The sequence below is a fragment of the Paenibacillus uliginis N3/975 genome, from assembly GCF_900177425.1.
Taxonomy (GTDB): Bacteria; Bacillota; Bacilli; order Paenibacillales; family Paenibacillaceae; genus Paenibacillus_AQ; species Paenibacillus_AQ uliginis.
Genome location: NZ_LT840184.1, coordinates 950,200 through 976,032 on the forward strand (window position 1 = coordinate 950,200; position 25,833 = coordinate 976,032).

Consider the following 25,833-nt stretch of genomic DNA (forward strand, 5'->3'; position numbering starts at 1 on the left):
ATAAATGATTAAGCGTTGCGATCTGTTTAATCTTGGAATTCCGTATATCGCCCCTTTCATTTTGTGTTAAAATAAATATATAAATAAAGCTTATAAATATACACTTGGCTTTATTGCAAAATGATCGGGGGAATTTTATGTCCAGTGAATTAAATGTTCTATCACAACCGCCGCAGTCATCGCAATCTCAACAGCAGTCGCAGCCGCAAATGCAACCAACACAACAGCCACAGCCGGAAAAGCCAACCTCGAGATCACTCCAAGCAAGACTTCTCCGCCGGTTTATATTTTTGACGCTTGGAGCAACATTGATGGCCGTCGGTCTGGAGATATTTCTCGTGCCGAACCGTATTATCGACGGTGGAATTACTGGAATCTCGATTATGGTTTCGCATATCACCCAAATACCACTTGGCGTTTTCCTCACACTCTTCAATCTTCCTTTCTTATTTATGGGGTATAAGCAAATCGGCAAAACGTTTGCGTTGTCCACACTTTTCGCCGTTTTGGTTATGTCGGTAGGGACTTACTTTCTTCATCCGGTGTCCCCGCTTACCATTGATCCGCTTCTGGCTGCTGTTTTTGGCGGCGTTATACTCGGGATCGGCGTCGGTTTGGTTATCCGCTCGGGCGGATCGCTTGACGGCACAGAGATCGTAGCCATCCTGATAAACAAAAAAGCACCGTTCTCTGTCGGTGAAATCGTCATGTTCATTAACTTCTTTATTCTCGGCAGTGCAGGCTTCATCTTTGGTTGGGATCATGCGATGTACTCTCTCATTGCGTATTACTTGGCTTTCAAATTGATTGATATTACGATCGAAGGTATTGATCAATCCAAATCGGTATGGATTATAAGCGAGAAGTATAAGGAAATAGGCGATGCGCTCACTCAGCGTCTGGGTCGAGGTGTAACTTATCTGGATGGGGAAGGTGCTTATACCGGTGACAGCAAGAAGGTTATTTTTGTAGTCATTACCCGGCTTGAGGAAGCGAAGCTGAAATCCATCGTTGAAGACTGGGACTCCCAAGCGTTTCTTGCGGTTGGTAACATTCACGATGTGAAGGGCGGCCGTTTCAAGAAGAAAGATATTCACTAAAGTGCTATAGAAGAATGAGACTTAAAATTATTAGCCGAAGCATCACTACGAATGCGGATTATTCTTCCGATCGCTGTTGCCCCCAGATTTCTTTTATGTATTTATATAACGTTGAAATCCGGGGACAAAGGCGACCTCTGTCGTTTCTCCAGAATAATTCCGCCTTCTCCGTTGAAGTTCTTCTATATCTTTAGTTCAATCTATAAGGGGATAATAAACAAACCGCTCCGGTATTCTGGAGCGGTTTGTTGTTGAATGTAATTATGAGACTGGATGATCAGGACCTTGCGTTTCCTGCGTTGTAGAAGAAGTCTCTTGAGTCTCGTCCTTGCTGCGGCGTGTCTTCTTACGTAGCCAATTGAATACTCCGACAATGACAGCAACGATTACATACCAAAACTTTTTGAGCAATAGCAGGAGGCCGACCTTCTTGGCAACAGCCAAACCTGCACCTCCGAGAATCAAACCGGTTAAGCCCATCTCGGCAACCTTATCGGTGGACTCATCGAAATCCTCATAACGCTCTCCTTGAACAGCTGAAAATTTCGGTAAAATCTCATTGGACAGAATTGCTGCCGCTTCTTTGCGGTTTTCGGAATCGCTAACGAGCACAACGCTAATATAACCTTCACGGGTAAGCAGCCTTACCTCATAATTTACAAATGGCTTTTTCTCAGCATTCTCCAGCAAAAGAGACCAGGTCAAGTTTTTTGTACTATGGTCATAGAATGGTTCAACATCCCATCCCGTAACAAAAATATGGTCGCTGGCAGCTTTTTCTTCGTTCTGTGCTTCGGTGCCCTCTTTAATCTGCTTAAGAAGTTTGTCCGGCTTGATCTTTTCCTTCTCTGCGTTTTTGATATGACCCGAATCAACATAGTCAAAATATACAAACCAGTCTTGATCTTCGATCGGACCAATACCGGCAACCTCCTGCCCTGACAGGATGTTTCCCTGCATTGTTGAGAACTTTTTAACGTCTTCTTTATTCAGATAGAAGAAATCTTTACCGAGATCAAGCGTTCCTACAGTTCCGATCTCGACCTTAACACCATCCCCGCCTTCTACCGGGGTAATACCGCTTCCGGTAGCTCCTGCGACGGTAGGGAGTGCTAACATCAGTACAATCAATAAGCTAAAAATTCGTTTCACCAATACATCCTCCAATATCTATAATAGGTCAACCCAAAACTTTGCACATCATATCACAGCTTACCGATATATACCATATCAGGATTATTTGACGGATTATTTCATAAATATACTCTTATATTCGTATAAGAGGGTAATTTATATCATTGCATTTCGGGTGTAATAGGACAAAATGAGTGATGAAATTGTCTTGTATTTCATTTACATGATAGAAAATTGTCAGTTTCATGCAGAAAATGTCGTATGAAAGTGGTTTGTATTCTGAAATATATGTATAAAATGATCGGAAATTCCCATGCTAAACATCCTTTTTAATCCAAATAACTTGTTTATAAGAACATATGTTTGTTGTAATCATCTAATACACTTGGACATGGTATTTTGATGTTGTTGAGGGTGAAATAGGAGGGATGAGCTCATGACCAAAACAATATACGAAAAGATAACGGCCAAACAGACATTGAACCGGGTGAAAGAGGAGAAGATGCCTTTTGATTGGTCGATCAATCCTTATCGTGGGTGCGCGCATGGCTGCAGCTTTTGTTACGCCAGGGCGTTTCAATCGTTCATTGGAATGGGGGCACAAGATGAGTTTCAGCACCATATTTTCATAAAAAATAATGCTGCTGAAGCGCTGGAGGCACAGCTGGCCGTTATCGCGAGGAAATTCGGTCATGATATCGAAGCGGTCCGCCGACATATCGGTCAGGTGACAATTGGCACAGCTACAGACCCTTATCAACCTGTTGAGAGCAAGACGGAGATTACCAGGGAATGCCTTAAACTGTTAGCCAAATATCGCATATCCACGAGCATTACGACCCGGTCGCCGCTTGTGCTCCGGGATCTGGATATTTTGACCCGGATGGATCAAGTCTCGGTCAATATCAGCATTAACACACTGGATGATAATATAATTCATAAATTGGAGCCAGCTTCGCCTCATCCGGCTAAACGAATGGAGACTGTGCAGCGTTTATCACAGCATGGGATTCGGACAGGAATCTTCGCAGCGCCGGTACTGCCGTTTCTGACGGATCGTGAGGAGCAGATGAATCAACTGCTCTATGCTGCTAAGGAGGCAGGTGCGGATTTTGCGATGATTTCTTTATTGCGTTTGTCTCGCGATGTGAAGGACTGGTACATGCAGACGTTAAGACATCAATTTCCAGAGGTCGTTTCGTTGTATACCAAGTTGTATAGTGGATCGGCTTACGCCGAAGATAGCTATGTTGCCTCTTTCAAAACGCTGGCAGAGAAATTGCTGTTGAAGTATGAGCTGACCGGCATGTCCAGTGGACGTGGAGGCAGGGCTTCTAATCAGTTTGGCCCCATTGCAGAGAATGAGGCACCTTGGGCGGTTTCGACAATTAAGACAGGGGAGGATCAGCTATCAAAGGCCAGGGAAGGTCAACGATCTGGTTCAAGCTTGTCCGGCTTGGAGAAGTCGGGTGACTTTGAGTTTCCGCGTGACAGTAACGACAAAAACACGGCGGATTTTGCCCCGACACTGACAGAAGGCAAGCGCAGGGGCAAACTTCCGATTCCATCGAGCCCGGTAGAGCAAGAGGAACTGACGCCGGAGATCGAGCAGTTGTCGTTTCCTTTTTAGATATCCTTTATAGAGGTTGTTCAAAAAGTCCGCTTTTGATCACGAAGTGAATCAGGAAGTGGGCTCGGCATCGAATCTTGAATTCAGCCGGTCCTTCCAGTGCTCACGTACCCAAAACGTACGCTCCGCTCCTCAGTTCCTAGCTTCATCCAACTCAAGCGTTTTGAAAAAACGCACATCGGAAGCATAAGCTTCGGTGCTGAAAACCGACCTTTTTGAACACGCACTTCTAGAACTATTTTCGTTTGGACGACAAGTGACGCAGTATGGGCTCGAGCGGCTGAGGAGGGAGCAGCGTTAGCAAATCACCCTTCTCTTGAAGCCGCTCTACGATATTGAGAAGATGAAAGTCTGAAGGTGAAACATTCTGAGACACCTCTTCCCAGGTCAGCGGGGTGGAGACGGTGGCAAGTGGCCGGGCCCTCGGTGTATAGGGTGCTGCAAGCGTTCTTCCGCTGTAATGCTGAAGGTAATCAAAATAGATATTATCGCCGCGGTTTTTCTTCAGCCTTTCAATCGTGAACAGCTTCGGATGCTTCTCGGTGACATATTGGGCGACGAATTGTCCAATGGTGCGAAGCTCGTCAAATGTCATCCCTTCCGGGATCGGTACGATGATCTGCACGCCCGTGGCACCTGATGTCTTCGGTACGGATGAAATACCAAGTGAACGGAGTACACTGCCAACGATAGCTGCGGCTTCCATGATTCTCGGCTCTTCCGGCTGCGAGGGATCGAGATCGATCATCCACTCGCATGGAAGTGTACTATTGGCATAATGCAGGGACGGATGAAACTCAAGCGCGGCAAGATTGCCAAGCCACAGCAGCTCGGGAAGCCCGTCCAGCAGAACATAATTGATATTTTCATGTATGGCCGTTTTGACAAATGGCGGGGTCGGCTCCGGAGCATTTTTTTGATAGAAGAACTCACCTGGCACACCGTGTGGATAGCGGATTGTTGTGAGAAGTCTTCCGCGACAGTAGCGGAGCAAGTATGGGGACAGCGCGGCAAGCTTCTGAAAATACATAGCCTTCGTAATTCCAACCTCGGGCCACAGCGGTTTGTCGGGATTCGTAATTTGGATCTCTTGGCCTTCGATGGTTAGTGTGCCTTTGATCTGTTTTCTCATGGTTAACCCAACCCTTGAATTCCGAGTAGCTTGGGATGACGCATCATTCCGTCCTGGCTCCACTCCAGGAACGTTACTTCAACGGTCAACGGTTTACTGAGCCAAGCGAGTTTTTCTTTTTTTAAATCGGTGTGCAATTCCTTCCAGCATGCACTGCCTGAATGTAATCCTGCGTAGTGCAGCAGCTGCCGCTTGGTCTGCTCGTTCAGCCCTAGTGAGGCTCTCCCGATGTAGGACCCGTCATCGCCTGCCAAGACGAGACTGGCGACACGCCCTTCCCGGATAATCATTGCAATCGCCTCCGTTTTTAATCGTATGGCAATTTTTTTCTTGTACCAGTCCTGATGTTTCTTTCCCTCACGATAGGGAGAGGATAATCGTTTGATTACAATCCCCTCCCAGCCCCGGTCCTCAGCCCACTTCCATAAACTCTCACCATCGTTGAACAGATCTGCGACGAGAAGACCTGGCTTGTTGGCGACAATCTGCTGCAGCCGCTGATGGCGTTCAATGTAAGGCAATTGCCGCATGTCGCGGTCACCGTCAAGTAATATGTCAAACAGAACATACGTAAATAGGGGAGCGCTCGTGCTGATGGCACGCGATCGCTCCCTCTGCAGAACTTTTTGGAAGACCGGACGGCCAAGCTCCGGATGGAAATACACAACCTCGCCGTCCAGAATCAGACGTTGCTCCTTCAGCTCTGACAGGGATGAGACAACTTCGGGGTACAGCGCTGTCTTGTTCAACAGTTTACGAGAAACCAGCGATACTTCTCCCCCGTTAAGGAGTGACAGGATACGAACACCGTCCCATTTCAATTGATATCCCCACTCGCTGCCTGATGGAATGGTTTCCGTCACGATAGGCGCCATGGGCTCTTTAGGAAGATAATCCTTTAAACCGTTCATGCTCAGGAACCTGTCTCGGTCTTTTTGGCTTTCGTTGTACGGCGTTTCGGTTTAGGTCCTTCGAGTTCCGGTCCTTCACCGCTGACTTTGGCTGTCGCTTCTTTGACAGCGGTCTTTCGGGTCGTTTTCCGTGGTTTCGGTGTCGTTCCCGGATCCGTAGCAATCGGCGGCTTGACGGCCTCAATGCTTGCCTGAAGCGCAGCCATCAGATCAACCACATTCGTTTCCTGACGTGCAGGAGCGATCTTCACTTCCTCACCGGCAACTTTACTGGAGATCATGCCCTGCAGACGCTCGCGGTAATCATCACTGTATTTTTCCGGATCAAAGGGGGAGGAGAGTTGTTCAATGAGCATTTGCGCCATTGTAAGCTCTTTGTCATTAACCACTGCGTTTTCCGGCAGGTTTGGTACTTGGGAGATCGGGCGGATCTCATCGGGGTAAAAAATCGTCTCAATCGCCAGACACTCATCGATAACTCTTATAGCAGCCATACTGCTCTTGGAACGGATCGCGATTTTGGCAATGCCGATTTTGCCGGATTGTCTCATGGCTTCAAGAAGCAGCCGATACGCATTAGCTCCTGCTTGATCGGGTGATAGGTAATAGGTCTTCTGAAAATAGATCGGATCAATTTCCGTTAAATCAACAAAATCAAGAATCGTAATATTTTTGCTGTTCTGTTCTGAAAGCTGCTCGAGCTCTTCTTTTTCAAAAAGAACAAACTTTCCCTTCTCATATTCGTATCCCTTGTTGATCTCCTCCCAGCCGACCTCTTCCTCGCAGACCGGACATTTACGAACATAAGAAAGTGGACTTCCGCAAGCTTTATGGACATATCTCATAGAGATATCTTTGTCCTCGGTGGCGGAGAACATTTTGACGGGAACATGAACAAGTCCGAAGCTGATGGCGCCTTTCCATACGGTATGCATCTATGATTCCTCCCTATCATTTTTTTGAATTACTACTTGATTAGTTTGCCCAAAAAAAGACTCTATATAAGTTGATGTATAAGCGCTTGAACTTTGAGGCATATTGACCTTGGAAACACAGTGGGCTCTACCTTTGTGTGAGGAGGTGTATGAATGACCATGGAGCACAGAGAGAGTAAAGAAACGGAACACGATCACAAGACATTATCGGAGGCGGATTTTACCGTGGAACCGGTGGACGGTGAAATACTGAACTGGAACAGCTTGACTTCAAGTGATAGTGAGATGACACGCGAGTCCACGATGCTTGATATCGACCGAATGGTCAATGAGGGTCTCGGCGGCGGCTATGTGACAGAAGATAACGGGATGATAGGTTTTACAACAACGGATACGATGAAGACGGTGGACGAAACACCGGGAAATACGGAGAAAGGGGAATAGAGATGGAACTGGATCGTGCTTGGAGTATTTTTAAATCTGATGATACGTTTAAGGTGAAGCTGGAAGGTGAGCCGGTATGGATTGAACATATCGATCAGGCTAACGGCATGGCGACGGTTCAAGTCGGCTCGCGACCGACAGATACCGTGACGGTAAACGTGGAACGCTTGGAAGAAGGCGAGTAATAGGAACCATAACGTGCATTCGAGCGGCGTAAGAAACACCTTTTTTTCGGATGATTGCCCTTAGCGGATCACCCGGGGAAAGGTGTTTTTTTTACAGCTAAGAAAGTATAAACTTCGGAGTAAAGTATTTTTCTTATGGAGAAGGTTTCAAAATCGTCCTTTGAGAACATACGCAGCGGGTTAATGGATTATGCATGTGTTAGATATGGAGGTCGATGATCCAAATTGATATATTTCATGCTCTCCTGGGTCCCTTGCGGCATGTTGTAGAGACCGATATAATTAAGGACAAGTTTAATCACTCAGCAGTTACGTCAAAAGGTGGGTATACAGGTGAGAGAAAGCGGTTATGAAGAGCAGTTCCGTTACATTTCCAAAAGTCCGGCCGACACGGAACGGCTAGCCGCCTGGCTGGCCCGGCGTTCAATACCGGGAACAGTCATCGGTCTTGATGGGGATTTGGGAGCAGGGAAAACAGCATTTTCCCAAGGGTTCGCGAAGCATTTAGGTATCAGCGGTGTTGTGAACAGTCCCACATTTACGATTATTAAGGAATATGAGGGGCGTCTGCCTCTTTATCATATGGATGTGTATCGTCTGTCTTTGGATGAAGCGGATGAGCTTGGATTAGACGAGTATTTTTTCGGAGAAGGTGTCTGTCTCGTGGAATGGAGCAGTCTTATAAGCGAGCTTCTTCCTGAAAAACATCTTCATATATCGATTGAAACAACAAACATATCGGAGCGAGTAATTATCATAAAGAGCTTGGGAGAGCCTTACGGCCAGTGGTGTCGGGAATTGAATGAAAATGGGGTAAATATCGATGAATAATCATAACACTACGCCGCGTCAGCGGTTTTTGGCGCTGGATTCGTCTACGGCCTCGCTAGCAGTGGCTGCGATGGAAAATAATGAACTGCTGAAGGAAATCAATGCGAGCGGCGAGCGTAATCACTCTGTACACATGCACCCGGTCATAGCACAAGTAATAGAAGAAGCTGGTTTGACTGTGGATGAAATCGACGGCATCGCCGTTGGTGTCGGGCCGGGATCTTACACAGGCGTTCGTATGGCTGTTACGGCGGCCAAAACGCTTTCCTGGGCGAAAAGTATACCGGTAGCCAGGGTGTCCAGCCTTCACGCCATCGCGTGGGGAGGACTTTCGTCTGGCCTGAAGGATCATTCGACGGAGAATGAACTGCATTGGGTGATCCCGCTGCTGGATGCGAGACGTGGACAGGCGTATACAGCACTGTTCTCTGGCGGAACAGGTACTGCACCACAACGGCTTGAGCCTGATGCCATTCGATTGATGGCGACATGGATTGATACCCTTGCGGATCGACTAAACGCGCTTCAAGAAGAAGAACTTCCTGTATCGATTTGGTTTACAGGTGACGTTACAGTACATGCAGAAGCAGCTGAACGTCTTCGTGAGGTGTACAGTGGGCCACTGAACATTCTCCCTTATGAACTGGAGGGTCGCTGGGTCGGATTTTTGGGAGCCATACGGCTGCTTCAGGGGGAGTCGGACGAGATGCATGCACTGGTACCTAACTATACACAGCTTTCGGAAGCGGAAGCGAACCTGCTGCGCAAGCGGTGAAGGGAGAGTAGGATTGGATCATGGAACATGAATACAAAGCACCATCTCATGACGAAGGTTTGTCTTTCCGGTTGATGACACTGGAGGACATACCGAACGTCATGGTCGTAGAGCACGATGCGTTTACTCTCCCTTGGACCGAGGAAGCCTTTCACAATGAACTTAAGCTGAATCATTTTGCATATTATATGGTGATGGAGTATGAAGGGCGGACGATCGGTTACGCAGGGATGTGGACGATTGTCGACGAGGCGCATATAACCAACATTGCATTGCTCGGAACATATCGTGGGCGAAAATGGGGAGAGCGGCTTCTTAGTGAGCTAATGAAGACGGCCTCCTTTCTACGGATGGAACGAATTACGCTTGAGGTCCGGGTGAGCAATGAGGTGGCCAAGCGTTTGTATATGAAAAAAGGATTTAAGCCTGCAGGCATCCGTAAAGGCTACTATTCCGACAATGGAGAGGATGCACTGATTATGTGGGCGGATTTGCCCCCTTACCGTGAATACGGAGGCGAGGAAGGAAGCGAAGGTTTGTTATGAATGAACAGAATACAGAGAAGCACAGTCTGATCTTAGCCATTGAGACAAGCTGTGATGAAACATCAGTTGCAGTGGTTAGAGATGGGCATGAAGTATTGTCGAGCGTTATTGCGAGTCAGGTCGAAACCCACAAAGCCTTTGGAGGTGTGGTACCTGAGGTAGCATCGCGCAAACATGTGGAGAGCATTACGATGATTCTGGAAGAAGCTGCCTACGAAGCGGGTATTGATATGCGGGATTTGTCGGCTATCGCTGTCACCCAGGGACCGGGTCTGGTCGGAGCGTTATTGGTTGGTGTTGTGGCGGCCAAAAGCTTAGCGTACGCACTCGGGAAACCGCTGATCGGCACACACCATATCGCTGGTCATATCTATGCCAACCGTATCGTTGGCCCGATAGAATACCCGTGTATGTCGCTCGTTGTTTCGGGCGGGCACACAGAACTTGTATACATGAAGTCCGAAGGCAGCTTTGAACTTATCGGCCGCACACGTGATGATGCTGTAGGTGAGGCCTATGATAAAGTGGCGCGTGCGCTCGGATTCCCTTATCCGGGCGGACCACATGTGGACCGCCTAGCCTTGGAGGCGGAGGATGCCGTACAGCTTCCCCGCGTATGGCTGGAGCCGGATTCCTATGACTTTAGCTTTAGCGGATTGAAATCAGCTGTATTAAATGTCGTCAATCAGAGCAAAATGCGTGGAGAAGAGATTCGAACCGGTGCGATTGCCCGGGGCTTTCAGGAATCGGTTACCGAGGTGCTCGTGGAAAAAGCGGTGCGCGCCGTAAAGGCATATGGAGCTGTGCAGCTGCTGCTCTGCGGAGGAGTTGCTGCGAACCGTGGATTACGGCATCTGCTCTCGGAACGCTGTGAGACGGAGAGAATTCCTCTAACCATTCCACCTCATCAATACTGTACCGATAATGCTGCTATGATTGCTGCTGCCGCTCATCTGAAATGGAAGCAGGGAGACCTGACGCCTCTCGATATGAAGGCAGATCCCCAGTTTTCTCTGGAAGAATGGGCTAAGTGAAAAGCTAGGCAAATGCCCTCTTGACGGGTGCAATTAAAGAACGTATAATCATCCTCAAATTCCAGAATAAAGAAACGTGAAGAACAGGAACAGTAAGGATCTCCGGAATCAAGAGAGCTGCGGGACGGTGCGACGCAGTGGAAAGAGACCTGAAACTCGCCTGGGAGCGGAACGTTGGAACACAGCGCATGATGCGCTGGCCGGATGTTGTCCGGTATTACATCGTTACGGTTAGCCACCGTCAGAAGGCCCGGCATACGCAGTCCATAAATATGGATGTGACGTATGGCGACGGAGGGGGCTTGCTTAGGACCGATAATATGATCGGTAAATCCGGCAAGTCAACAAGAGTGGTACCGCGATAGGCAAGCCTGTCGTCTCTTGAATAAAGAGATGGCGGGCTTTTTTTGTCCAAACAAACCGAATAGTAATAAACGCAATGAACGGGAGCAAGTAAAAGGGGTACTGTCTTCAGAGAGCCGCGGTTTTGGTGCAACGCGGCGGCAGGAACCTTTGAATCTCGCCCGGGAGCGGAAGAGGGGAACATAGGCATGGCGCTGCTGCAGATAAGGTATAGATTTGCAGGCAGCAAAAGTTTCTAATATGTACTCTCTTACGGGATCCCCCGTGAACAGGAGTCCGATAAATATTTCGCCCGGCCGGCGTATTTTATCGGACACTAAGCGGACGCACGTTTCGGCATGATGCCGAAATCAATGCGTCAAGTAGAGTGGTACCACGGAGGGTTTAAAGCCCGTCGTCTCTTGTAAGGAGATGGCGGGCTTTTTTGAAATCTAAGAAAGTATGAATTTCAAATTGCATACTTGTCTTATATTTCTCGAAGAAACGCCGAAGTCCTTTATAAAGGACGCCGAAGTCGTTTCTTCTTGCTGCCGGCAGCAGTTGGGTGGGATTGTGGACGCAAGTCGACGTGCGGACGCAGGTGTAATGATGATAAGTAAGATCAATCTGGCACATCTCGTAAAAACAAGGGAGGAACCCACGATGGTACAAGAAATTCGAAGAATTCGCTTGATGGATACAACATTGCGTGACGGAGAACAGGCCCCTGGAGCAAGTCTACAGCCTGAGCAGAAGATCATGCTTGCTGCCAAACTAGCGGAGCTGGGTGTAGATGTGCTGGAGCCGGGTTTCCCTGTGTCCAGTCCAGGCGAGTTTGCCGCAGTTGAAACGATATCCCGCCAGCTTCAAAATGTGGAAATATGCGGCTTTGCGAGAGCGGTAAAAGGAGACATTGACGCAGCTGTCCGGGCGACACAAGATGCAGCCAATCGGCGAATCCATTTGTTTATCTCTTCGTCCGACATCCATATTAAGCATCAGCTCCGCAAGAGCCGGAAAGAGGTCGTTGCGGCTGCACGAGAAATGACGGCGTACGCCAAACAGTTTTGCGACCGGGTGGAATTTACCGCGATGGACGCATCACGTACGAACATAGATGACTTAATTGAGATGGTGGAGGCTGTGATTGAGGAAGGTGCAAGTATTATCAACCTGCCCGACACGGTCGGATATGCGCTGCCACAGGAATATGGAGAGATGTTCCGCCGGGTGCGCGAAGGGGCACGGGGAGGTAGAAGTGTGGAGTACAGCGCCCACTGTCATAATGATTTGGGCTTAGCTGTGGCGAACAGTCTGGAAGCCATTCGGAACGGAGTTAGCCAAATCGAGGTAACGGTTAATGGTGTAGGTGAACGTACAGGAAACTGTGCCTTGGAAGAGCTTGTGATGGCTCTGGCTACCCGGGGTGATGTGCTAAGAGCAGAGACAGGTATCTCAGCTGAGAAGCTGTATGAAACGTCCCGACTGATCAGTGGTGCGATGCATTTTCCGATTGCATTCAATAAGCCGGTTGTTGGCCGTAATGCATTTCAGCATGAATCGGGTATTCATCAGGATGGCCTTCTGAAAGACCGAAGCACCTATGAAATTATGAACCCTGAGGATCTGGGCATTCCGCGCAGCATGATTATTCTAGGCAAGCATTCCGGACGACATGCATTGAAAGACAGGCTTGCCCGGTATGGTGTATCCATTCAGGAACAAGAGGTGGAGAAGCTATACAATACCTTCAAAGAGACCGCAGACCGGCAAAAGGTAGTCAGTGATGATCAACTGCTGCAAATGGTGAGTAGCACGCTTGGTAAACCGGCTCAGGTGTATGAGCTGGGTGAGGTTCAGGTGATATCCGGCAGCGGAGTAAGCAGGGTGGCGGCAGTCAGACTGCGCCACTTGCATGAGGAGCGTGAGGTGTCCTATTCGAGCGTAGCCGATGGACCGGTGCAAGCTGTCATATCCGCAATCAGCCAAGGAATCAGCGGCAGTATTTCCTTCGTTGATCTGGAGCTTCATTCTCTAAGTAGCGGGGAAGATGCGCATGCAGAGGCGGCCGTTACCGTTGAAAGAGACGGTAAGGTATTCCGCGGAACAGCAGTTCACCAGGATATAGTCATGGCGGCAGGGCTTGCATATGTGGCAGCATGCAACTCGGCACTCTTGTCCGTTTAACGACGATTACCATATAAGTGCGTGTTCAAAAAGGTCGGTTTTCAGCACCGAAGCTTATGCTTCCGATGTGCGTTTTTTCAAAACGCTTGAGTTGGATGAAGCTAGGGACTGAGGAGCGGAGCGTACGTTTTGGGTACGTGAGCACCGGAAGGACCGGCTGAATTCAAGATTCGATGCCGAGCCCACTTCCTGATTCACTTCGTGTTAGATATAGAATTTATAAGTTATCTTGCTACGCTGATGAAATTATATATCGCAAGAAAACCAACCTTTGAATCGCGGTCGCTCATCCTTGAATGGCCTCGTTAGAGGTTTTCTTATCAAAAGCGGACTTTTTGAACAACCTCTATAAGAAAAAGGCCTTCTTCTTCGTTTCGAAGGAGAGGGCCTAAATCTATATAAATAAACGGGATTCATATATATGAATCAATAGTTCTGTCAAGTTGTGGACAAGGTTATCCACATTTCCCTTCAAAAATGTGCGCAAATTCAGAAAACACCGATAAATTAAAGGTTTGGAAGAGGCTGAAAAAAGGGGACATCATTTTCAAAATTACTTGTTGAAATTGTGGATAATGTGCATAACTTAGTGGATAATCTTGGGTATCCTCGCTAAAAAGCTTGTTTAAAAGCAAAAAAATGGCCATTTAGGCCATTTTCAAGTCATACTTATACACGGAAGTTGGGGATAAGGCTGTGCATAAGTGTTAAAGCGATTTTGAAGCATATTTGTGAATTTTTTTTGTTTTTTTATAAAATAGGACTGTTTAAGCCTCCAGCAAGCTTTCCCACTCCGCAAAAATTTGTTCCAGTAAAGCTTTTTTGGTATCCGCGATCTGTTGGCGTTCTTGCAGAGCCATATAGTCCTGATATATTTCCGGGAGGGCCATTTCCGCTTCAAGCTGCGCAACTTCCGTCTCCAATGAATGAATCTGTTCTTCCAGGCTGGCAAGCTTTCGTTGTCGGTTTCTTTCTTCACGCTTCGCTTGCTTATCTGCTTCGAAGGAAGAGGCGCCTGGTTTGTCAATTGGAGTTTCCGTGACGGTCTCCTGCTTGGTTCCTGCACGGGAGAATGGTTCAGAAGGCTCGTTGTTCATTTCAACGATCTCTTGCTGTTTATCTGTGTAATCGTCGTAATTACCCAGGAAATGTTGAACGCTGTCTGGATGCAGCTCTACGATGCGTTCCGCCATTTTGTTCAGAAAATAGCGGTCGTGAGAAATAAAGAACAGGGTGCCTTCATAATCAATCAGTGCGGATTCCAGCACTTCTTTGCTGAACAAATCCAGATGGTTGGTCGGTTCATCCAAGATAAGCATATTGGCTTCTAGAAGCATCAGCTTCGCAAGAGACACACGCGCTTTTTCGCCGCCACTTAAAGAGCTGATCTTCTTCAAAACGTCTTCACCACTGAACAAAAAATTGCCAAGAACGGTCCGTATTCGTGCTTCCTCCATATGGGGATAAGCGCTCCACAGCTCTTCCAGTACAGTATTTTTCGGATTGAGCTCGGATTGTTCCTGGTCATAATAGCCGATCTTGACTTTGGTTCCCCACTGTAGGGAACCGGAAGCCGGCTTCATATCGTCAATGAGACATTTGAGCAGCGTAGACTTACCGATCCCGTTCGGTCCGATCAGGGCGACGGTTTCTCCTCTCCGGAGATCGAAGGATACATTTCGGAACAATGTTTCTCCAGGCTGAAAAGCGACGGACAGGTCTTTCACCTGAAGCACCTCTTTACCGGACATGTACTCTACCTCGAAGGAGAAGTGAGCTTTTTTTAAATCGCCCATAGGCTTGTCCAGTCGATCCATTCGGTCAAGAGCTTTGCGCCGGCTCTGTGCACGCTTCGTAGTAGAGGCACGTACGAGGTTACGCTGGATAAAGGTTTCCATCCGAGCAATCTCATCCTGTTGTTTCTCGTACTGCTTCAGTTGTGATTCGTATTCCGCTGATTTCAGTTCGATATATTTGCTGTAATTGCCTGTGTATCGTTTCGATTGATGGCGTTCAATTTCAACAATGGTTGTGACGAGACGGTCCAGAAAATATCGGTCATGGGATACAACAAGCAGTGCTCCCGAATAACCGCGCAGGTAATCCTCAAGCCAGGTCAGCGTTGCGATATCCAGGTGGTTCGTAGGTTCGTCTAGCATGAGCAGGTCAGGGGCTTGAAGAAGTATGCGTGCCAGCGCCAGACGAGTTTTCTGACCGCCGCTTAAAGTGGCGATAGAGGTGTTCGGGGAAAAGCTTCCGAAGCCCATTCCGTGGAGAATGCTGCGGATGCGCGTTTCCATTTCATAGCCGCCGTGATCCTTGAACCAGTCGGAACGGACGGCATACCGGTCAAGCAGATCCTGATAACGTTTCGGATCCTCGCTGGAGGCGGGATCGGCGATCTGCTGCTCCATTTGGCGAAGCTCACGTTCCGTTTCAATGAGCGGTGTAAATACGTCCAGCATTTCCTCCCAAATGGTACGGTCCGACTGCAGGCCGCTATTTTGCGCCAAATAACCAATCGTTGTTTCTTTTGCTTTAAATATTTGTCCCCCGTCATATGACATATCTCCAGATAAAATCTGAAGTAGCGTCGATTTGCCGGCACCGTTTACACCAACGAGTCCGATTCGCTCCCGTTCGAGAATTTGCAGGTTGATGCCCTCAAGCACCGGGGTGACCCCAAATAATTTCGTAATGCCATTGGCTTGCAGCAACATGTGAGATAAAACCTCCATCTATATGTAGTTCCTGATTCATTGGTAGAATTCAGATGATGATAAGGTAAGTTTACATGAAAAATGGTAAACAAGCGACCGATTCATGGTGACTTCCGGCATTCTTGGCGAAAGGGAGGAACAATGGTAAACTAATCTTAATTATAAGCATGAAGGGAAAGAGCGGATTGAACATTTCTGCTTCCAAAACTGAACTTCGGGCGCTTAAGGTTTCTCTTAGAGATTCGATATCGGATAGCGATCGTGAAGAACGATCCGGACAGGTCTGCCGTCTTGCGACCGATCTGCTGATAGCTAATCACGCGGGCAGTATGCTAGTGTATGTTCCATTTCGTTCGGAGCTCGATACCCGGCCGCTGATAACGTGGGCATGGGAGAATGGGATTGAAGTCATGGTGCCAAGAAGCCTTCGGGGAAGCGGTATGATGGAGCTATACCTACTCCACAGCTGGAATGAACTGATTCAAGGTGCTTTTGGTATTCCTGAACCGGATCCTGTGCGCGCAGAGAAGTGCCGAAAGGATGTTGTTCCGGATGTCATATGGGTTCCGGGTCTGGCATTCGATGGGCAAGGTGGACGGCTTGGTTATGGAGGCGGATATTATGACCGTCTTCGGGATCGCATGTTATCGGCTGCAGCGGGTGGTAAGAAGATGCCCTTATGGATCGGGCTTGGATATGAAGTTCAGGTTACAGATCAGGTACCGATGGAATGTCATGATTTGCGTCTGGACGGGCTTATAACTGAAAATGGATACATAAAGACTGGATTCTAGCGGAAGGTGATGGAATGGAGCTTAGTCATTTTAATGAGCAGGGCAGAGCGAAGATGGTGGATGTGAGTGATAAGAACATAACATCCCGGACAGCCACTGCACGAACAACCGTGAAGATGCATCCAGATACGCTCCGACGTATTAAAGAGGGCGGTATTGAAAAAGGCGACGTGCTTGCGGTAGCGCAGGTGGCCGGTATAATGGCTGCCAAGAAGACATCGGATTGGATTCCGATGTGCCATCCGCTTCCACTTACGGGTATTAATGTGGAATTCGGCGATAATGGCCGGGATGAATTATATATAGAAGCAACTGTGAAGACGACAGGAAAGACCGGGGTTGAAATGGAGGCTCTAACAGCTGTTTCTGCCGCTGCTCTGACCGTTTATGATATGTGTAAAGCAATGCAAAAGGATATGGAGATTGGTCCAACAAAGCTACTCAGCAAGACCGGAGGCAAGAGCGGAGATTACATGAACGAAAGTAATTAAACGGGATTCATTTCATTATTGAATATAGAAGAAAGATTCGGCAGAGGGAAGGGGAGGGTACTCATGTTGTGGAAAACGGCGATCCTGACGGCGAGCGATAAAGGCTCACGCGGGGAACGCGAGGATACGAGCGCCCAGGTTATCCGGGAACTGATTGAAGAGGAATTGGGCGGCGAAATTATCGAATACCGTATTGTTCCTGATGAAGAAGATGAAATTATTGCCGCGTTGATTGAGTTGACGGATTATTTTCAAGTGGATCTGGTGCTTACAACCGGGGGGACGGAATTAGCAGTGAGGGATGTAACGCCGGAAGCGACTAAACGGGTCGTCGAACGGGAAGTGCCGGGTATTGTCGAAGCGATGCGGGCTACGGTTATGCAGAAGAATCGAAGTGCCATGTTGTTCCGTGGGGTGTGCGGTATTCGCGGCCGAACGCTGGTACTCAACTTGCCAGGGTCGCCAAAAGGTGTGCATGAGAATCTTGCAGCCGTTATGGATCAGCTGCCTGAGGCATTGCTTATGGTTACGGGACAGTACCGGGAATAGTGAATTTTGATCGGACCCAGAGATAAATATGTAAAAAATATCGTATTCGGTACTTTTTATGTGATTTTTGTTATGGTATGATGGCGTTATCAATGTTATTTAGGCTGATTTCTTGTTATTAGGAGGAGAAAGCTATGGGTCAAATCGGGGTACCGGGTATTATTTTGCTCGTCATCTTGGCTCTGCTGTTGTTCGGACCGAACAAGCTTCCTGAACTGGGGCGCGCTGTTGGCAGAACGTTCCGCGAGTTTAAGGATGGAGCACGTGAGATCATTGACGATGAGCCGGCTTCGAAGAAGAAGGAAGAAGCACCACAGCCGGTCGCAGCACAGGCCAAGGTTGAAGATAAACGTCTTCCGGAATAGAACAGTTTCGTAAAGTGAAATCCCCTCCTACGTGAGGGATTTTTCGCACTTATTATTAGAAACGGCCCCCTTCCCACGCGAGGATTCTGTCGTTTCTTCTTGTGCTGCCGGGATACAGATGAGGTGATATCTAGCGTGTCGGAAAAAATGGAAGAGATGGCGCTTGTAGAGCATCTTAGTGAGCTTCGCAAGCGGATTATTATTGTGCTTGTCGTATTTGTGGGCGGATTGATTGCTGGTCTCTTTATTGCTGAGCCGATTTACCGGTATTTGACGGAAACGGAACAGGCCAAGTCGTTTGAACTGAATGCCTTCTCTTTTTGGGATGGTATCGGGATCTATATGAAAATTGCTGCCCTTTTCTCGCTTGTTATATCGGTTCCTTTTATATTTTATCAGCTTTGGGCTTTTGTAAAGCCGGGGCTACGGAAAAATGAGCAGAAGGCGACAGTTCGTTATATTCCATATGCTTTTTTACTGTTTATTTTGGGTATTGCATTTGGATATTACATCGTATTTCCAATGACACTGTCTTTTACGACTACCATTACGAAGAGCATGGGGCTTCAGGAGACATACGGCATCACGAATTATTTTAACTTTATGTTCAATCTGGTGCTGCCGCTGGCATTATTATTTGAACTTCCCTTGATTGTGATGTTCTTAACCAAAATTCGGATTCTGAATCCGCTGCGGCTGAAGAAGATGCGCCGTGTAGCCTATTTCGGACTTGTGTTTGTGGCTGTTGTCATTACGCCGCCGGACTTTATCTCCGATTTCCTGGTGGCGATCCCGCTGCTGCTTCTATACGAATTAAGCGTATTTCTTTCTGCTATTGTGTATCGTAAGCAATTGCAGGCGGATATGGATATGGAAAGCCGATACATACGTGTTGATGAAGAAGATTAAGCCAGGTCAACTGTATATACTTCTTCGTCGAAGAGTGTCCTGATCAGGACGCTCTTTTTTTGGTTTATTAGAAAGATAAACGCAGGCATAAATTGAAAAGTCGTGGATAGAATGGAAAGAGGAGTCTTGAGGACAACCTGTTCCTGCGGTTATATCAAAAAATGAGTAAAAAATAGCGCAAAGGACTTGAAATCTTCAGGCAACTTGAAGTATCATAAAATTGGTTGTTAGCACTGACGATGGTTGAGTGCTAATACATAAAGCTTTGAAACAGAGCACCACAACATATTTTTAAAGGAGGCTATTTTTTCATGATCAGACCTTTAGGTGAACGCGTATTGGTAGAACCAATCGAACAAGAAGAAACCACGGCATTCGGGATCGTGCTTCCGGACTCCGCTAAGGAAAAACCGCAAGAAGGAAAAGTTATCGCTGTAGGCAGCGGTTCTTTGAAAGATGGTGTTCGTGTAGCGTTGGAAGTTAAAGAAGGCGACCGTGTCATTTTCTCCAAATATGCCGGAACAGAAATCAAATACGAAGGTAAAGAATATTTGATTATGAAAGAAAGCGACATCCACGCGATCTTGGGTTAATTCACAACCTGAATATAAGAGTGCTGAAATATTCATAATCCATTAGGGAGGTATGTAATACCATGGCTAAAGATATTAAGTTTAGTGAAGACGCCCGCCGCGCAATGCTCCGCGGTGTTGATGCATTGGCTAACGCAGTAAAAGTAACACTCGGACCGAAAGGCCGTAACGTTGTTTTGGAAAAGAAATTCGGAAGCCCGCTCATCACAAATGACGGTGTTACGATTGCTAAAGAAATCGAGCTGGAAGATGCATTCGAGAACATGGGTGCTCAGCTCGTTAAAGAAGTAGCTACAAAAACAAATGATGTTGCCGGTGACGGTACAACAACTGCAACGGTTCTCGCTCAAGCGATGATCCGTGAAGGTCTGAAAAACGTAACTGCAGGCGCTAACCCAATGATCATCCGCAAGGGTATCGATAAAGCGGTTAGAGCTGCTGTAGAAGAGCTTCAAAACATTGCGAAGGAAGTTAAAAACCATCAGGAAATCGCTCAGGTTGCTTCCGTATCCGCAGACGATGAAGAAGTAGGTCAACTGATCGCAGAAGCTATGGATAAAGTGGGTAAAGACGGTGTTATCACTGTTGAAGAATCCCGCGGCTTCTTGACTGAGCTGGAAGTTGTAGAAGGTATGCAGTTTGACCGTGGCTACATCTCCCCATACATGATCACAGATACGGATAAAATGGAAGCTGTTCTTGAAAATCCATACATCCTGATCACAGATAAAAAAGTAACTAACACTCAAGAAATCCTGCCGATCCTTGAGAAAATCGTACAACAAGGCAAACCGCTCGTTCTGATCGCAGAAGACATCGAAGGCGAAGCTCAAGCGATGCTGATCGTGAACAAGTTGCGTGGAACATTCAACGCGGTTGCTGTTAAAGCTCCAGGCTTCGGTGATCGTCGTAAAGCAATGCTGCAAGACATCGCTGCATTGACTGGTGGTCAAGTGATTACGGAAGAGCTTGGTCTCGACCTGAAATCCGCTTCCATCGATCAATTGGGTACAGCTCGTCAAGTGCGTGTTACTAAAGAAAACACAATCATCGTTGACGGTGCTGGCAACAAAGACGATATCGAAGCTCGCGTTAAACAAATCCGTAACCAACTGGAAGAAACTACTTCCGAGTTCGACAAAGAAAAACTGCAAGAGCGTCTGGCTAAACTGGCTGGTGGCGTAGCAGTAATCAAAGTCGGTGCGGCTACTGAAACTGAATTGAAAGAACGCAAACTGCGTATCGAAGATGCCCTGAACGCAACCCGTGCTGCGGTTGAAGAAGGTATGGTATCCGGTGGTGGTACTGCGCTCGTTAACGTATACAACGCTGTTGCTGCTGTAAAAGTAGAAGGCGACGAGAAAACTGGCGTGAACATCGTTCTGCGCGCTCTGGAAGAGCCAATCCGCACGATTGCAGCAAACGCTGGTCAAGAAGGTTCCGTTATCGTTGAGCGTCTGAAAAAAGAAGAGATCGGCATCGGCTACAATGCTGCTACCGATCAGTGGGTGAACATGTTTGAAGCAGGTATCGTTGACCCTGCGAAAGTAACACGTTCCGCACTTCAAAACGCTGCTTCCGTTGCAGCTATGTTCCTGACAACTGAAGCGGTTATCGCTGACAAGCCAGAACCAGAAAAGCCAGGCATGCCTGATATGGGCGGCATGGGTGGAATGGGCGGCATGATGTAAGAAACATCACTCATTCTTGAGAGATGGTTAAGTACATTTTTTGCCCAAACTGAGAACTGGTCACGTAAATGACTTTTTTCTAAAGAAAAGACTACTTCCTAAAAACAAGGAGGTAGTCTTTTTTATGTTATTAAAATTTGTTTATCAGGATTTATTTCAGGAGGGTATGTTGAAAGGGCGGATAAGCTTTTTGAATCTCCTAATGATTTTGCTAACGGAATGACTTTTGGAATACATGGGACAGTTAGAGAAGCTGTTCTTCCTACAAGGGCTTGGTCTACAGAACATCTTGCCAGCGTGATTGGAACAGCAGGACTTGTAACAGGTGATGTAACAGGTTCCCTTATTAAGTCGAAAAATGTATTGAGTTCATCTGTAAAATATGAGGGAGCAAGTGAACTAAGACAAATATCCTCTGGGGGATTGCGAAATGAGCTTCCACTAACTGATACTCAAAAAGCTGAAATAGTGGATTACACTAAATCGTTGAATTTTCCAGAGGAGAACATTATAGTATCTAGGCCTGGTTTTTATGATGAATGGAATACAGGGATGATGTACGACAGGTTCATTATCAATACGGACGTGCTCCCAGCAGAACAAACAGGAATTGGTATATTAGCTGCTAATTCTCGTGTTACAGGAAAAGCTACTATTGCCCATGAAATTGTTGGCCATTATGAAGCCTACAAGGCAGGAAGGGCTTTTGAATTATATGATGTTGATGCAGAAACCTTTAAAAAGAATTATGCTTTAGATGAAGCTCAAGCTAGTATAAGAGCTGCGAGATTTGCCCCTGATCTGACATCAACGGAGAGAATGACGTTATTACGAGATGCTATTGCTAGGCTGAAAAATGCTGATTTACGTATACGTGATGTTAGAGATGAACTATATATTAATGAAAGATAGTGGAGGATAATTAATGGAGAAGATTATGACTATCAGTTTAGTATTTGAATCAAAAGAGGAAGGTACTGTTATGGTCGGTACAGACAAAGAACTAGATCAACTAACTCATCCAGAGATAAAAAAAATGATAGGTGAGAAAATACTTGTTAAACGAACGGATAATCGTGAAATTCCACTCCAAGTAAGTTCAATACAAATTTCAACTTCAATGGCTGATAAAAAGAATATCGGAATATCTGTAGGTAAGGCGATTTCACCTGAAGAAATTAAAATTGGTTCAACGATATATAGAAATCAAGATTGATGATAAACTGCTGTGAAAAATGTATTTCATATGAAGTAAACTTAGGTTGATATCATAAATTTAACGGAAGCACCGTTCTGGCTCAAAGCTTATTTAAGCATGCGTAGAGGTTTTTTTATGGAGGAGAATAAACATCAGGGTGCGTCCAATGAAATTTTCAACTATAAATAGGATAATATATCGATCAATGCTTTAAATTATGAGAGCGTAAAATATCTTGTGTAAAAAGAACGGTTTTGAAATTATCCTTACCATACTTTCTTATTGCCTTGCACAAATATCTCGTTCTTTTTCCATCTGATTCTTGTAAGTGCTTTTTGAATCTATTTTTATATCCCTTTGAGGTAAAACCGACATATTTTTTTATCGTTGACTAGATTTAGTAATCAAATAAAGATCGTACATACTCAATCCCCCTCCAGAACGCTTTCCTGCTGATAGTCTTATCAAATTAATTTTACGTATAAAAATTTTTTAGCATAACTTGTAGATGCATCTGACAGCAGTGGAGTAAGCGGTTTTTATTTTTATCTAGATGGTAGTTATTATGGTTCGATGTATGGTTCAAGTGGCTTGTATACTTAAACTGACCTGAGAGCGGGAACATCGTATTCTTTCGGAGTAAAGGCATTTGGCCGTCATAGTCCACACTGATAAATGTAGTTAGTCACCCCGGTCGATTCAGACCGGGGTGACTAACTACATTTATCTGATAGAACGTTAGTTCTTACAATTTGAGTAGTGGGGGTTCTTTAAGGGGTATCACTAAAGCAATATAGTCATCATTCCAAGCACTAAAAAAATGGAGCCTAGGCAAATGGAGATTAATCCACCGAATTTCACCGAATCAATATAGGCATCGCTTGGTTCGGAGTCACCTTTGACTTTCCATCCTTCATTCATTCTCCATCCGAATGTTGGATACTTTCTAGCAAGGACACCAATGCCTATGAAAATAATCGCTAAAAGAAAAAGTGTAAACCATGACATAACATTACCTCCAAATTAAATCAGAGTTGATAGTCCTACCAAGACCAATATTACACCAAGACTAACAACGAATACTCCAAGAAATTGGTATTTTTAATACATCAGTATCATCTATTTCATGATACTCATCCCGGTTCATTCTGATCGCCATTTCTTCGGGACTTCTGAATACAGATGTGCCAAGCCAGATATTAATGGCACCAACTAACATTAGAAACAAAAGTTTTACCTCCCTACCCAATATGTGTAACGATGGCCTGCAATACCGAAAACGAACCCATTATCACACCGAGCATTATTGCGATTACAGCCCTAAATTTAATTTTCAATAAGTCAATATCATCTTGCTCTACATCATCAGGAATTCCATTGAACATTCGTAACCAATCATTATCTGGATAAATAAAGACATACATACCGAACAAAATGATCAGAACGTTGAGTGATATGATCAGAACATCGAGTATTAGTAAAAACATAAGATCAACCCCTTACTGTTAAATACGCAGGAACTAAATGGAAGTTCCGGTAAATAGGAGGTAAAATGAATCGGAGGATTTAGGAGGTGTGGAATGAATAGAGACTGGCAAGAAGATATGGAATATTGTAATAGGTTTGATGACGGAGGACAGTATTTAGTTTGGCCTGAAGTTTTAAAGCACTGGCTCCAGCAAGCAGCAACTGAGAAAAAACGTGCAGATAAACTCGATAAAGCAGTAAAAGAAGCCATTGAAATTTGTGAAGGCATGAAAGACTCTGATGACCCTTTAGAGATCCTTGAAAAAGTGTTGATTCAAATGCAATTAGTCGTGTCCCTTTCAAGGGAGTGCGAAGCATAAGAAAAAATGCAAGGAATTGGTGAACGCAAAGACCCCCACATCCTGGGCGGGGCGGGGGTCAATCAATCGGTAATATATTCCTATCAATAATTATAGCATAAAGGGGATTGAGGGGAATGGCGATGGCATGGGGGCAAGGGGAACTCTTTCCAACAGCAAATGAAGCAGAGATCCAGCGAACAAAATTCCTGCTCGGAAAATATAAAGAGATGACGATTCTCATGCAGGATTTTGAAAAATTCGAAGAAGATTTAAAATAAGTGGCCATTGATGGCGAAGCAGCTCGTCGCATCGATCAGGAAGACCTTCACGCAGACAAGACTGCCAATGCAACCATCCTGATCGAGAAGCAGCGATGGGTGTACCAACGGTACCAGTTTTATACGCGCCAGTTCCAACGGACTTTCTGTTTGATTCAGGACGACGATGAAAGGAAAGCTGTCGATTACAGATACATACAGGGCTTTTCTTACAAGGAGACGATTCTATTCTTCCGACATGGCCTAAGTGACAGTACCATATGTAGAAAGATTGCTGAAGGGATAGAGAGCACGGCCAATAGTTTGAAGTTAATGGGTTTCTTTGAACAGGATGATGCAGAGTTTTGAATGATAAGCAATATTGTGAGGATAAGGTGTCAAAAAAATAGTCCCTTCTTGAATTGAAGAAGGGACTATTGCTTTTTAAACTTATTAGTTTTTTATTCTAATGAGAAGATCTGAAATTAAACGTTATGGTTTTATTTCTTTTTGATAAAAGTCATATAATTGATTAACGGAAGAACTTGACAAGATATGACTGACCTGCTCAACTTTCTCGCGTTCCCAATCGAACCAACGCATTTCTTTTAACTTTTCAATTTCTTCGTCTGTAAAGCGTTTCTTTATCTGTTGAGCAGGGTTACCGCCTACGATAGTATATGGTGGGACATCTTTTGCTACAACCGAACCAGCCGCAACAATGGCGCCCTCACCTATTGTCACACCTGGCATAATCATTGCATTCATTCCAATCCATGCATCACTTTCGATGACTGTATCGCCTTTTGGCGCGTAAGAAGTTTTAATCTGCTCCACAAATGGATACACGGTTATCCATTCAGGATGATGATTGTGATTTCCACCCATTAAAATAATTACACCACTTGCAATGCATACGTAATTTCCAATAATCAATTTATCTATATGCCAACCATGGTCTTCGATGGGGTTAAATAACTTTCTGGATTTTTCATCCCCCCATAGGTATCTAACACATCCATCTTCAAAATCATGATTATCGTAATAACCAGAATAGTATGAGTATTCCCCTACTTTAATCATTGGGTTCTTGACAATATCCTTTAGATACTTAATTTCAGACCAGTGGTCAAATCGATGTTGTTTCATTCTTTTCCCTCGCTTCTAAGTAGTATAAATCATTTTTTACTTAGAAGCTTAATGCAGTAGCAACATTCTTAAACCGTTTCAAACGACGAACCATCGTCCTCAT

At 45.8% G+C, this 25,833-nt stretch carries 32 protein-coding genes and 1 other annotated feature; of the genes, 22 read left to right on the top strand and 10 right to left on the bottom strand.

The genetic code is table 11. The features are described 5' to 3' along the window. Positions 1–137: 137 nt before the first annotated feature. Positions 138–1,100, top strand: a complete 963-nt coding sequence (locus tag B9N86_RS04455; RefSeq protein WP_425298570.1) for a YitT family protein — start codon at positions 138–140, stop codon at positions 1,098–1,100. A 261-nt stretch (positions 1,101–1,361) separates the two neighbouring features. Here B9N86_RS04455 and B9N86_RS04460 read toward each other — a convergent pair whose 3' ends face one another. Continuing rightward, on the bottom strand, positions 1,362–2,252 hold the full coding sequence (locus B9N86_RS04460) for a DUF2167 domain-containing protein (RefSeq protein ID WP_208917952.1): 891 nt from the start codon (positions 2,250–2,252) through the stop codon (positions 1,362–1,364). Between the two features lie 418 nt (positions 2,253–2,670). Between B9N86_RS04460 and B9N86_RS04465 the strand changes: the two genes are divergently transcribed. Next, the gene (locus B9N86_RS04465) at positions 2,671–3,864 is read left to right on the top strand and encodes an SPL family radical SAM protein (RefSeq protein WP_208917953.1); all 1,194 of its coding nucleotides are present in this window, start codon (positions 2,671–2,673) and stop codon (positions 3,862–3,864) included. A gap of 235 nt (positions 3,865–4,099) precedes the next feature. Here the strand turns inward: B9N86_RS04465 and ligD are convergent, their stop codons facing one another. From ligD to ku, 3 genes are read right to left on the bottom strand one after another with little or no spacing between them, the layout of a single operon-like run. Beyond that, positions 4,100–4,996, bottom strand: coding sequence for a non-homologous end-joining DNA ligase (gene ligD / locus B9N86_RS04470; protein ID WP_208917954.1), 897 nt, complete (start codon positions 4,994–4,996; stop codon positions 4,100–4,102). A gap of 2 nt (positions 4,997–4,998) precedes the next feature. Beyond that, positions 4,999–5,907, bottom strand: a complete 909-nt coding sequence (locus tag B9N86_RS04475; RefSeq protein ID WP_208917955.1) for an ATP-dependent DNA ligase — start codon at positions 5,905–5,907, stop codon at positions 4,999–5,001. Between the two features lie 2 nt (positions 5,908–5,909). Continuing rightward, positions 5,910–6,842 carry a non-homologous end joining protein Ku gene (gene ku / locus B9N86_RS04480; RefSeq protein WP_208917956.1) on the bottom strand — a complete coding sequence of 311 codons (933 nt, stop codon included), beginning with the start codon at positions 6,840–6,842 and terminating at the stop codon, positions 5,910–5,912. A 153-nt stretch (positions 6,843–6,995) separates the two neighbouring features. Between ku and B9N86_RS04485 the strand changes: the two genes are divergently transcribed. From B9N86_RS04485 to B9N86_RS04515, 8 genes are all read left to right on the top strand, one after another. Continuing rightward, positions 6,996–7,286 carry a hypothetical protein gene (locus B9N86_RS04485; RefSeq protein ID WP_208921011.1) on the top strand — a complete coding sequence of 97 codons (291 nt, stop codon included), beginning with the start codon at positions 6,996–6,998 and terminating at the stop codon, positions 7,284–7,286. A 2-nt stretch (positions 7,287–7,288) separates the two neighbouring features. Further along, on the top strand, positions 7,289–7,471 hold the full coding sequence (locus tag B9N86_RS04490) for an H-type small acid-soluble spore protein (RefSeq protein ID WP_208917957.1): 183 nt from the start codon (positions 7,289–7,291) through the stop codon (positions 7,469–7,471). Between the two features lie 333 nt (positions 7,472–7,804). Continuing rightward, positions 7,805–8,302 (top strand): tRNA (adenosine(37)-N6)-threonylcarbamoyltransferase complex ATPase subunit type 1 TsaE, encoded by a 498-nt coding sequence (gene tsaE / locus B9N86_RS04495; RefSeq protein ID WP_244562942.1) that lies wholly within the window; start codon positions 7,805–7,807, stop codon positions 8,300–8,302. Further along, positions 8,295–9,077 (top strand): tRNA (adenosine(37)-N6)-threonylcarbamoyltransferase complex dimerization subunit type 1 TsaB, encoded by a 783-nt coding sequence (gene tsaB / locus B9N86_RS04500; RefSeq protein WP_208917958.1) that lies wholly within the window; start codon positions 8,295–8,297, stop codon positions 9,075–9,077. The genes tsaE and tsaB overlap by 8 nt, the downstream gene beginning before the upstream one ends. A gap of 20 nt (positions 9,078–9,097) precedes the next feature. Then, positions 9,098–9,622, top strand: a complete 525-nt coding sequence (gene rimI / locus B9N86_RS04505; RefSeq protein WP_208917959.1) for a ribosomal protein S18-alanine N-acetyltransferase — start codon at positions 9,098–9,100, stop codon at positions 9,620–9,622. Next, on the top strand, positions 9,619–10,656 hold the full coding sequence (gene tsaD, locus B9N86_RS04510) for a tRNA (adenosine(37)-N6)-threonylcarbamoyltransferase complex transferase subunit TsaD (RefSeq protein ID WP_208917960.1): 1,038 nt from the start codon (positions 9,619–9,621) through the stop codon (positions 10,654–10,656). Before rimI ends, tsaD begins: the two co-directional genes overlap by 4 nt. A 137-nt stretch (positions 10,657–10,793) precedes the next feature. After that, a complete protein-coding gene (locus tag B9N86_RS30905) occupies positions 10,794–11,021 on the top strand; it encodes a hypothetical protein (protein WP_425298571.1) in 228 nt (75 codons plus the stop codon). 65 nt (positions 11,022–11,086) lie between these two features. Further along, positions 11,087–11,424 (top strand) — a binding site (T-box leader). 237 nt (positions 11,425–11,661) lie between these two features. After that, complete coding sequence (locus B9N86_RS04515) at positions 11,662–13,185, top strand: 2-isopropylmalate synthase (protein WP_208920087.1); 1,524 nt, start codon at positions 11,662–11,664, stop codon at positions 13,183–13,185. Positions 13,186–13,952: 767 nt separating this feature from the next. Here the strand turns inward: B9N86_RS04515 and B9N86_RS04520 are convergent. Beyond that, positions 13,953–15,905: an ABC-F family ATP-binding cassette domain-containing protein gene (locus B9N86_RS04520; protein WP_208917961.1), complete on the bottom strand. Its 1,953-nt coding sequence runs from the start codon at positions 15,903–15,905 to the stop codon at positions 13,953–13,955. Between the two features lie 167 nt (positions 15,906–16,072). On the opposite strand from B9N86_RS04520, the gene B9N86_RS04525 reads away from it, so the two are divergent. The 9 genes from B9N86_RS04525 to B9N86_RS04565 all read left to right on the top strand — a co-directional run bounded on the left by B9N86_RS04525 (position 16,073) and on the right by B9N86_RS04565 (position 22,513). Further along, complete coding sequence (locus tag B9N86_RS04525; protein ID WP_208917962.1) at positions 16,073–16,699, top strand: 5-formyltetrahydrofolate cyclo-ligase; 627 nt, start codon at positions 16,073–16,075, stop codon at positions 16,697–16,699. A 14-nt stretch (positions 16,700–16,713) separates the two neighbouring features. Next, positions 16,714–17,190 carry a cyclic pyranopterin monophosphate synthase MoaC gene (moaC, locus tag B9N86_RS04530; protein ID WP_208917963.1) on the top strand — a complete coding sequence of 159 codons (477 nt, stop codon included), beginning with the start codon at positions 16,714–16,716 and terminating at the stop codon, positions 17,188–17,190. A gap of 63 nt (positions 17,191–17,253) precedes the next feature. After that, a complete protein-coding gene (locus B9N86_RS04535; protein WP_208917964.1) occupies positions 17,254–17,739 on the top strand; it encodes a MogA/MoaB family molybdenum cofactor biosynthesis protein in 486 nt (161 codons plus the stop codon). Between the two features lie 134 nt (positions 17,740–17,873). Beyond that, positions 17,874–18,104, top strand: a complete 231-nt coding sequence (locus tag B9N86_RS04540; protein WP_208917965.1) for a twin-arginine translocase TatA/TatE family subunit — start codon at positions 17,874–17,876, stop codon at positions 18,102–18,104. Between the two features lie 135 nt (positions 18,105–18,239). Continuing rightward, positions 18,240–19,013: a twin-arginine translocase subunit TatC gene (tatC, locus tag B9N86_RS04545; RefSeq protein ID WP_208917966.1), complete on the top strand. Its 774-nt coding sequence runs from the start codon at positions 18,240–18,242 to the stop codon at positions 19,011–19,013. A 311-nt stretch (positions 19,014–19,324) separates the two neighbouring features. Further along, positions 19,325–19,606, top strand: a complete 282-nt coding sequence (groES, locus tag B9N86_RS04550; RefSeq protein ID WP_054956559.1) for a co-chaperone GroES — start codon at positions 19,325–19,327, stop codon at positions 19,604–19,606. Between the two features lie 62 nt (positions 19,607–19,668). After that, on the top strand, positions 19,669–21,297 hold the full coding sequence (groL, locus tag B9N86_RS04555) for a chaperonin GroEL (RefSeq protein WP_208917967.1): 1,629 nt from the start codon (positions 19,669–19,671) through the stop codon (positions 21,295–21,297). A gap of 219 nt (positions 21,298–21,516) precedes the next feature. After that, the gene (locus tag B9N86_RS04560; protein ID WP_244562943.1) at positions 21,517–22,209 is read left to right on the top strand and encodes a hypothetical protein; all 693 of its coding nucleotides are present in this window, start codon (positions 21,517–21,519) and stop codon (positions 22,207–22,209) included. 13 nt (positions 22,210–22,222) lie between these two features. Continuing rightward, complete coding sequence (locus B9N86_RS04565; RefSeq protein WP_208917968.1) at positions 22,223–22,513, top strand: hypothetical protein; 291 nt, start codon at positions 22,223–22,225, stop codon at positions 22,511–22,513. A 184-nt stretch (positions 22,514–22,697) separates the two neighbouring features. Here the strand turns inward: B9N86_RS04565 and B9N86_RS30910 are convergent, their stop codons facing one another. The 4 genes from B9N86_RS30910 to B9N86_RS04580 form a co-directional block, all read right to left on the bottom strand. After that, positions 22,698–22,880 carry a GIY-YIG nuclease family protein gene (locus B9N86_RS30910; RefSeq protein ID WP_425298599.1) on the bottom strand — a complete coding sequence of 61 codons (183 nt, stop codon included), beginning with the start codon at positions 22,878–22,880 and terminating at the stop codon, positions 22,698–22,700. Between the two features lie 398 nt (positions 22,881–23,278). Next, positions 23,279–23,503 (bottom strand): DUF6199 family natural product biosynthesis protein, encoded by a 225-nt coding sequence (locus B9N86_RS04570; protein WP_208917969.1) that lies wholly within the window; start codon positions 23,501–23,503, stop codon positions 23,279–23,281. A gap of 61 nt (positions 23,504–23,564) precedes the next feature. Next, positions 23,565–23,723, bottom strand: coding sequence for a hypothetical protein (locus tag B9N86_RS04575; protein ID WP_208917970.1), 159 nt, complete (start codon positions 23,721–23,723; stop codon positions 23,565–23,567). 13 nt (positions 23,724–23,736) lie between these two features. Next, on the bottom strand, positions 23,737–23,982 hold the full coding sequence (locus B9N86_RS04580; protein ID WP_208917971.1) for a hypothetical protein: 246 nt from the start codon (positions 23,980–23,982) through the stop codon (positions 23,737–23,739). A 93-nt stretch (positions 23,983–24,075) separates the two neighbouring features. Between B9N86_RS04580 and B9N86_RS04585 the strand changes: the two genes are divergently transcribed. From B9N86_RS04585 to B9N86_RS04590, 3 genes are all read left to right on the top strand, one after another. Next, positions 24,076–24,342: a hypothetical protein gene (locus B9N86_RS04585; RefSeq protein ID WP_208917972.1), complete on the top strand. Its 267-nt coding sequence runs from the start codon at positions 24,076–24,078 to the stop codon at positions 24,340–24,342. A 116-nt stretch (positions 24,343–24,458) separates the two neighbouring features. Next, positions 24,459–24,602, top strand: coding sequence for a hypothetical protein (locus tag B9N86_RS30120; RefSeq protein WP_244562944.1), 144 nt, complete (start codon positions 24,459–24,461; stop codon positions 24,600–24,602). Then, positions 24,603–24,950, top strand: a complete 348-nt coding sequence (locus B9N86_RS04590) for a hypothetical protein (protein ID WP_244562945.1) — start codon at positions 24,603–24,605, stop codon at positions 24,948–24,950. A gap of 123 nt (positions 24,951–25,073) precedes the next feature. On the opposite strand, the gene B9N86_RS04595 is transcribed toward B9N86_RS04590, so the two are convergent. Then, a complete protein-coding gene (locus tag B9N86_RS04595) occupies positions 25,074–25,730 on the bottom strand; it encodes a CatB-related O-acetyltransferase (RefSeq protein ID WP_208917973.1) in 657 nt (218 codons plus the stop codon). Between the last annotated feature and the right edge of the window lie 103 nt (positions 25,731–25,833).

Coding starts and splice junctions, on each gene's coding strand:
- B9N86_RS04455 (WP_425298570.1), top strand. CDS start 138: ATGTCCAGTGAATTAAATGTTCTATCACAACCGCCGCAGTCATCGCAA.
- B9N86_RS04465 (WP_208917953.1), top strand. CDS start 2,671: ATGACCAAAACAATATACGAAAAGATAACGGCCAAACAGACATTGAAC.
- ligD (WP_208917954.1), bottom strand. CDS start 4,996: ATGAGAAAACAGATCAAAGGCACACTAACCATCGAAGGCCAAGAGATC.
- B9N86_RS04475 (WP_208917955.1), bottom strand. CDS start 5,907: ATGAACGGTTTAAAGGATTATCTTCCTAAAGAGCCCATGGCGCCTATC.
- ku (WP_208917956.1), bottom strand. CDS start 6,842: ATGCATACCGTATGGAAAGGCGCCATCAGCTTCGGACTTGTTCATGTT.
- B9N86_RS04485 (WP_208921011.1), top strand. CDS start 6,996: ATGACCATGGAGCACAGAGAGAGTAAAGAAACGGAACACGATCACAAG.
- B9N86_RS04490 (WP_208917957.1), top strand. CDS start 7,289: ATGGAACTGGATCGTGCTTGGAGTATTTTTAAATCTGATGATACGTTT.
- tsaB (WP_208917958.1), top strand. CDS start 8,295: ATGAATAATCATAACACTACGCCGCGTCAGCGGTTTTTGGCGCTGGAT.
- rimI (WP_208917959.1), top strand. CDS start 9,098: ATGGAACATGAATACAAAGCACCATCTCATGACGAAGGTTTGTCTTTC.
- tsaD (WP_208917960.1), top strand. CDS start 9,619: ATGAATGAACAGAATACAGAGAAGCACAGTCTGATCTTAGCCATTGAG.
- B9N86_RS04515 (WP_208920087.1), top strand. CDS start 11,662: ATGGTACAAGAAATTCGAAGAATTCGCTTGATGGATACAACATTGCGT.
- B9N86_RS04520 (WP_208917961.1), bottom strand. CDS start 15,905: ATGTTGCTGCAAGCCAATGGCATTACGAAATTATTTGGGGTCACCCCG.
- B9N86_RS04525 (WP_208917962.1), top strand. CDS start 16,073: ATGAAGGGAAAGAGCGGATTGAACATTTCTGCTTCCAAAACTGAACTT.
- moaC (WP_208917963.1), top strand. CDS start 16,714: ATGGAGCTTAGTCATTTTAATGAGCAGGGCAGAGCGAAGATGGTGGAT.
- B9N86_RS04535 (WP_208917964.1), top strand. CDS start 17,254: ATGTTGTGGAAAACGGCGATCCTGACGGCGAGCGATAAAGGCTCACGC.
- B9N86_RS04540 (WP_208917965.1), top strand. CDS start 17,874: ATGGGTCAAATCGGGGTACCGGGTATTATTTTGCTCGTCATCTTGGCT.
- groES (WP_054956559.1), top strand. CDS start 19,325: ATGATCAGACCTTTAGGTGAACGCGTATTGGTAGAACCAATCGAACAA.
- groL (WP_208917967.1), top strand. CDS start 19,669: ATGGCTAAAGATATTAAGTTTAGTGAAGACGCCCGCCGCGCAATGCTC.
- B9N86_RS04560 (WP_244562943.1), top strand. CDS start 21,517: ATGACTTTTGGAATACATGGGACAGTTAGAGAAGCTGTTCTTCCTACA.
- B9N86_RS04565 (WP_208917968.1), top strand. CDS start 22,223: ATGGAGAAGATTATGACTATCAGTTTAGTATTTGAATCAAAAGAGGAA.
- B9N86_RS04570 (WP_208917969.1), bottom strand. CDS start 23,503: ATGTCATGGTTTACACTTTTTCTTTTAGCGATTATTTTCATAGGCATT.
- B9N86_RS04580 (WP_208917971.1), bottom strand. CDS start 23,982: ATGTTTTTACTAATACTCGATGTTCTGATCATATCACTCAACGTTCTG.
- B9N86_RS04585 (WP_208917972.1), top strand. CDS start 24,076: ATGAATAGAGACTGGCAAGAAGATATGGAATATTGTAATAGGTTTGAT.
- B9N86_RS30120 (WP_244562944.1), top strand. CDS start 24,459: ATGGCGATGGCATGGGGGCAAGGGGAACTCTTTCCAACAGCAAATGAA.
- B9N86_RS04595 (WP_208917973.1), bottom strand. CDS start 25,730: ATGAAACAACATCGATTTGACCACTGGTCTGAAATTAAGTATCTAAAG.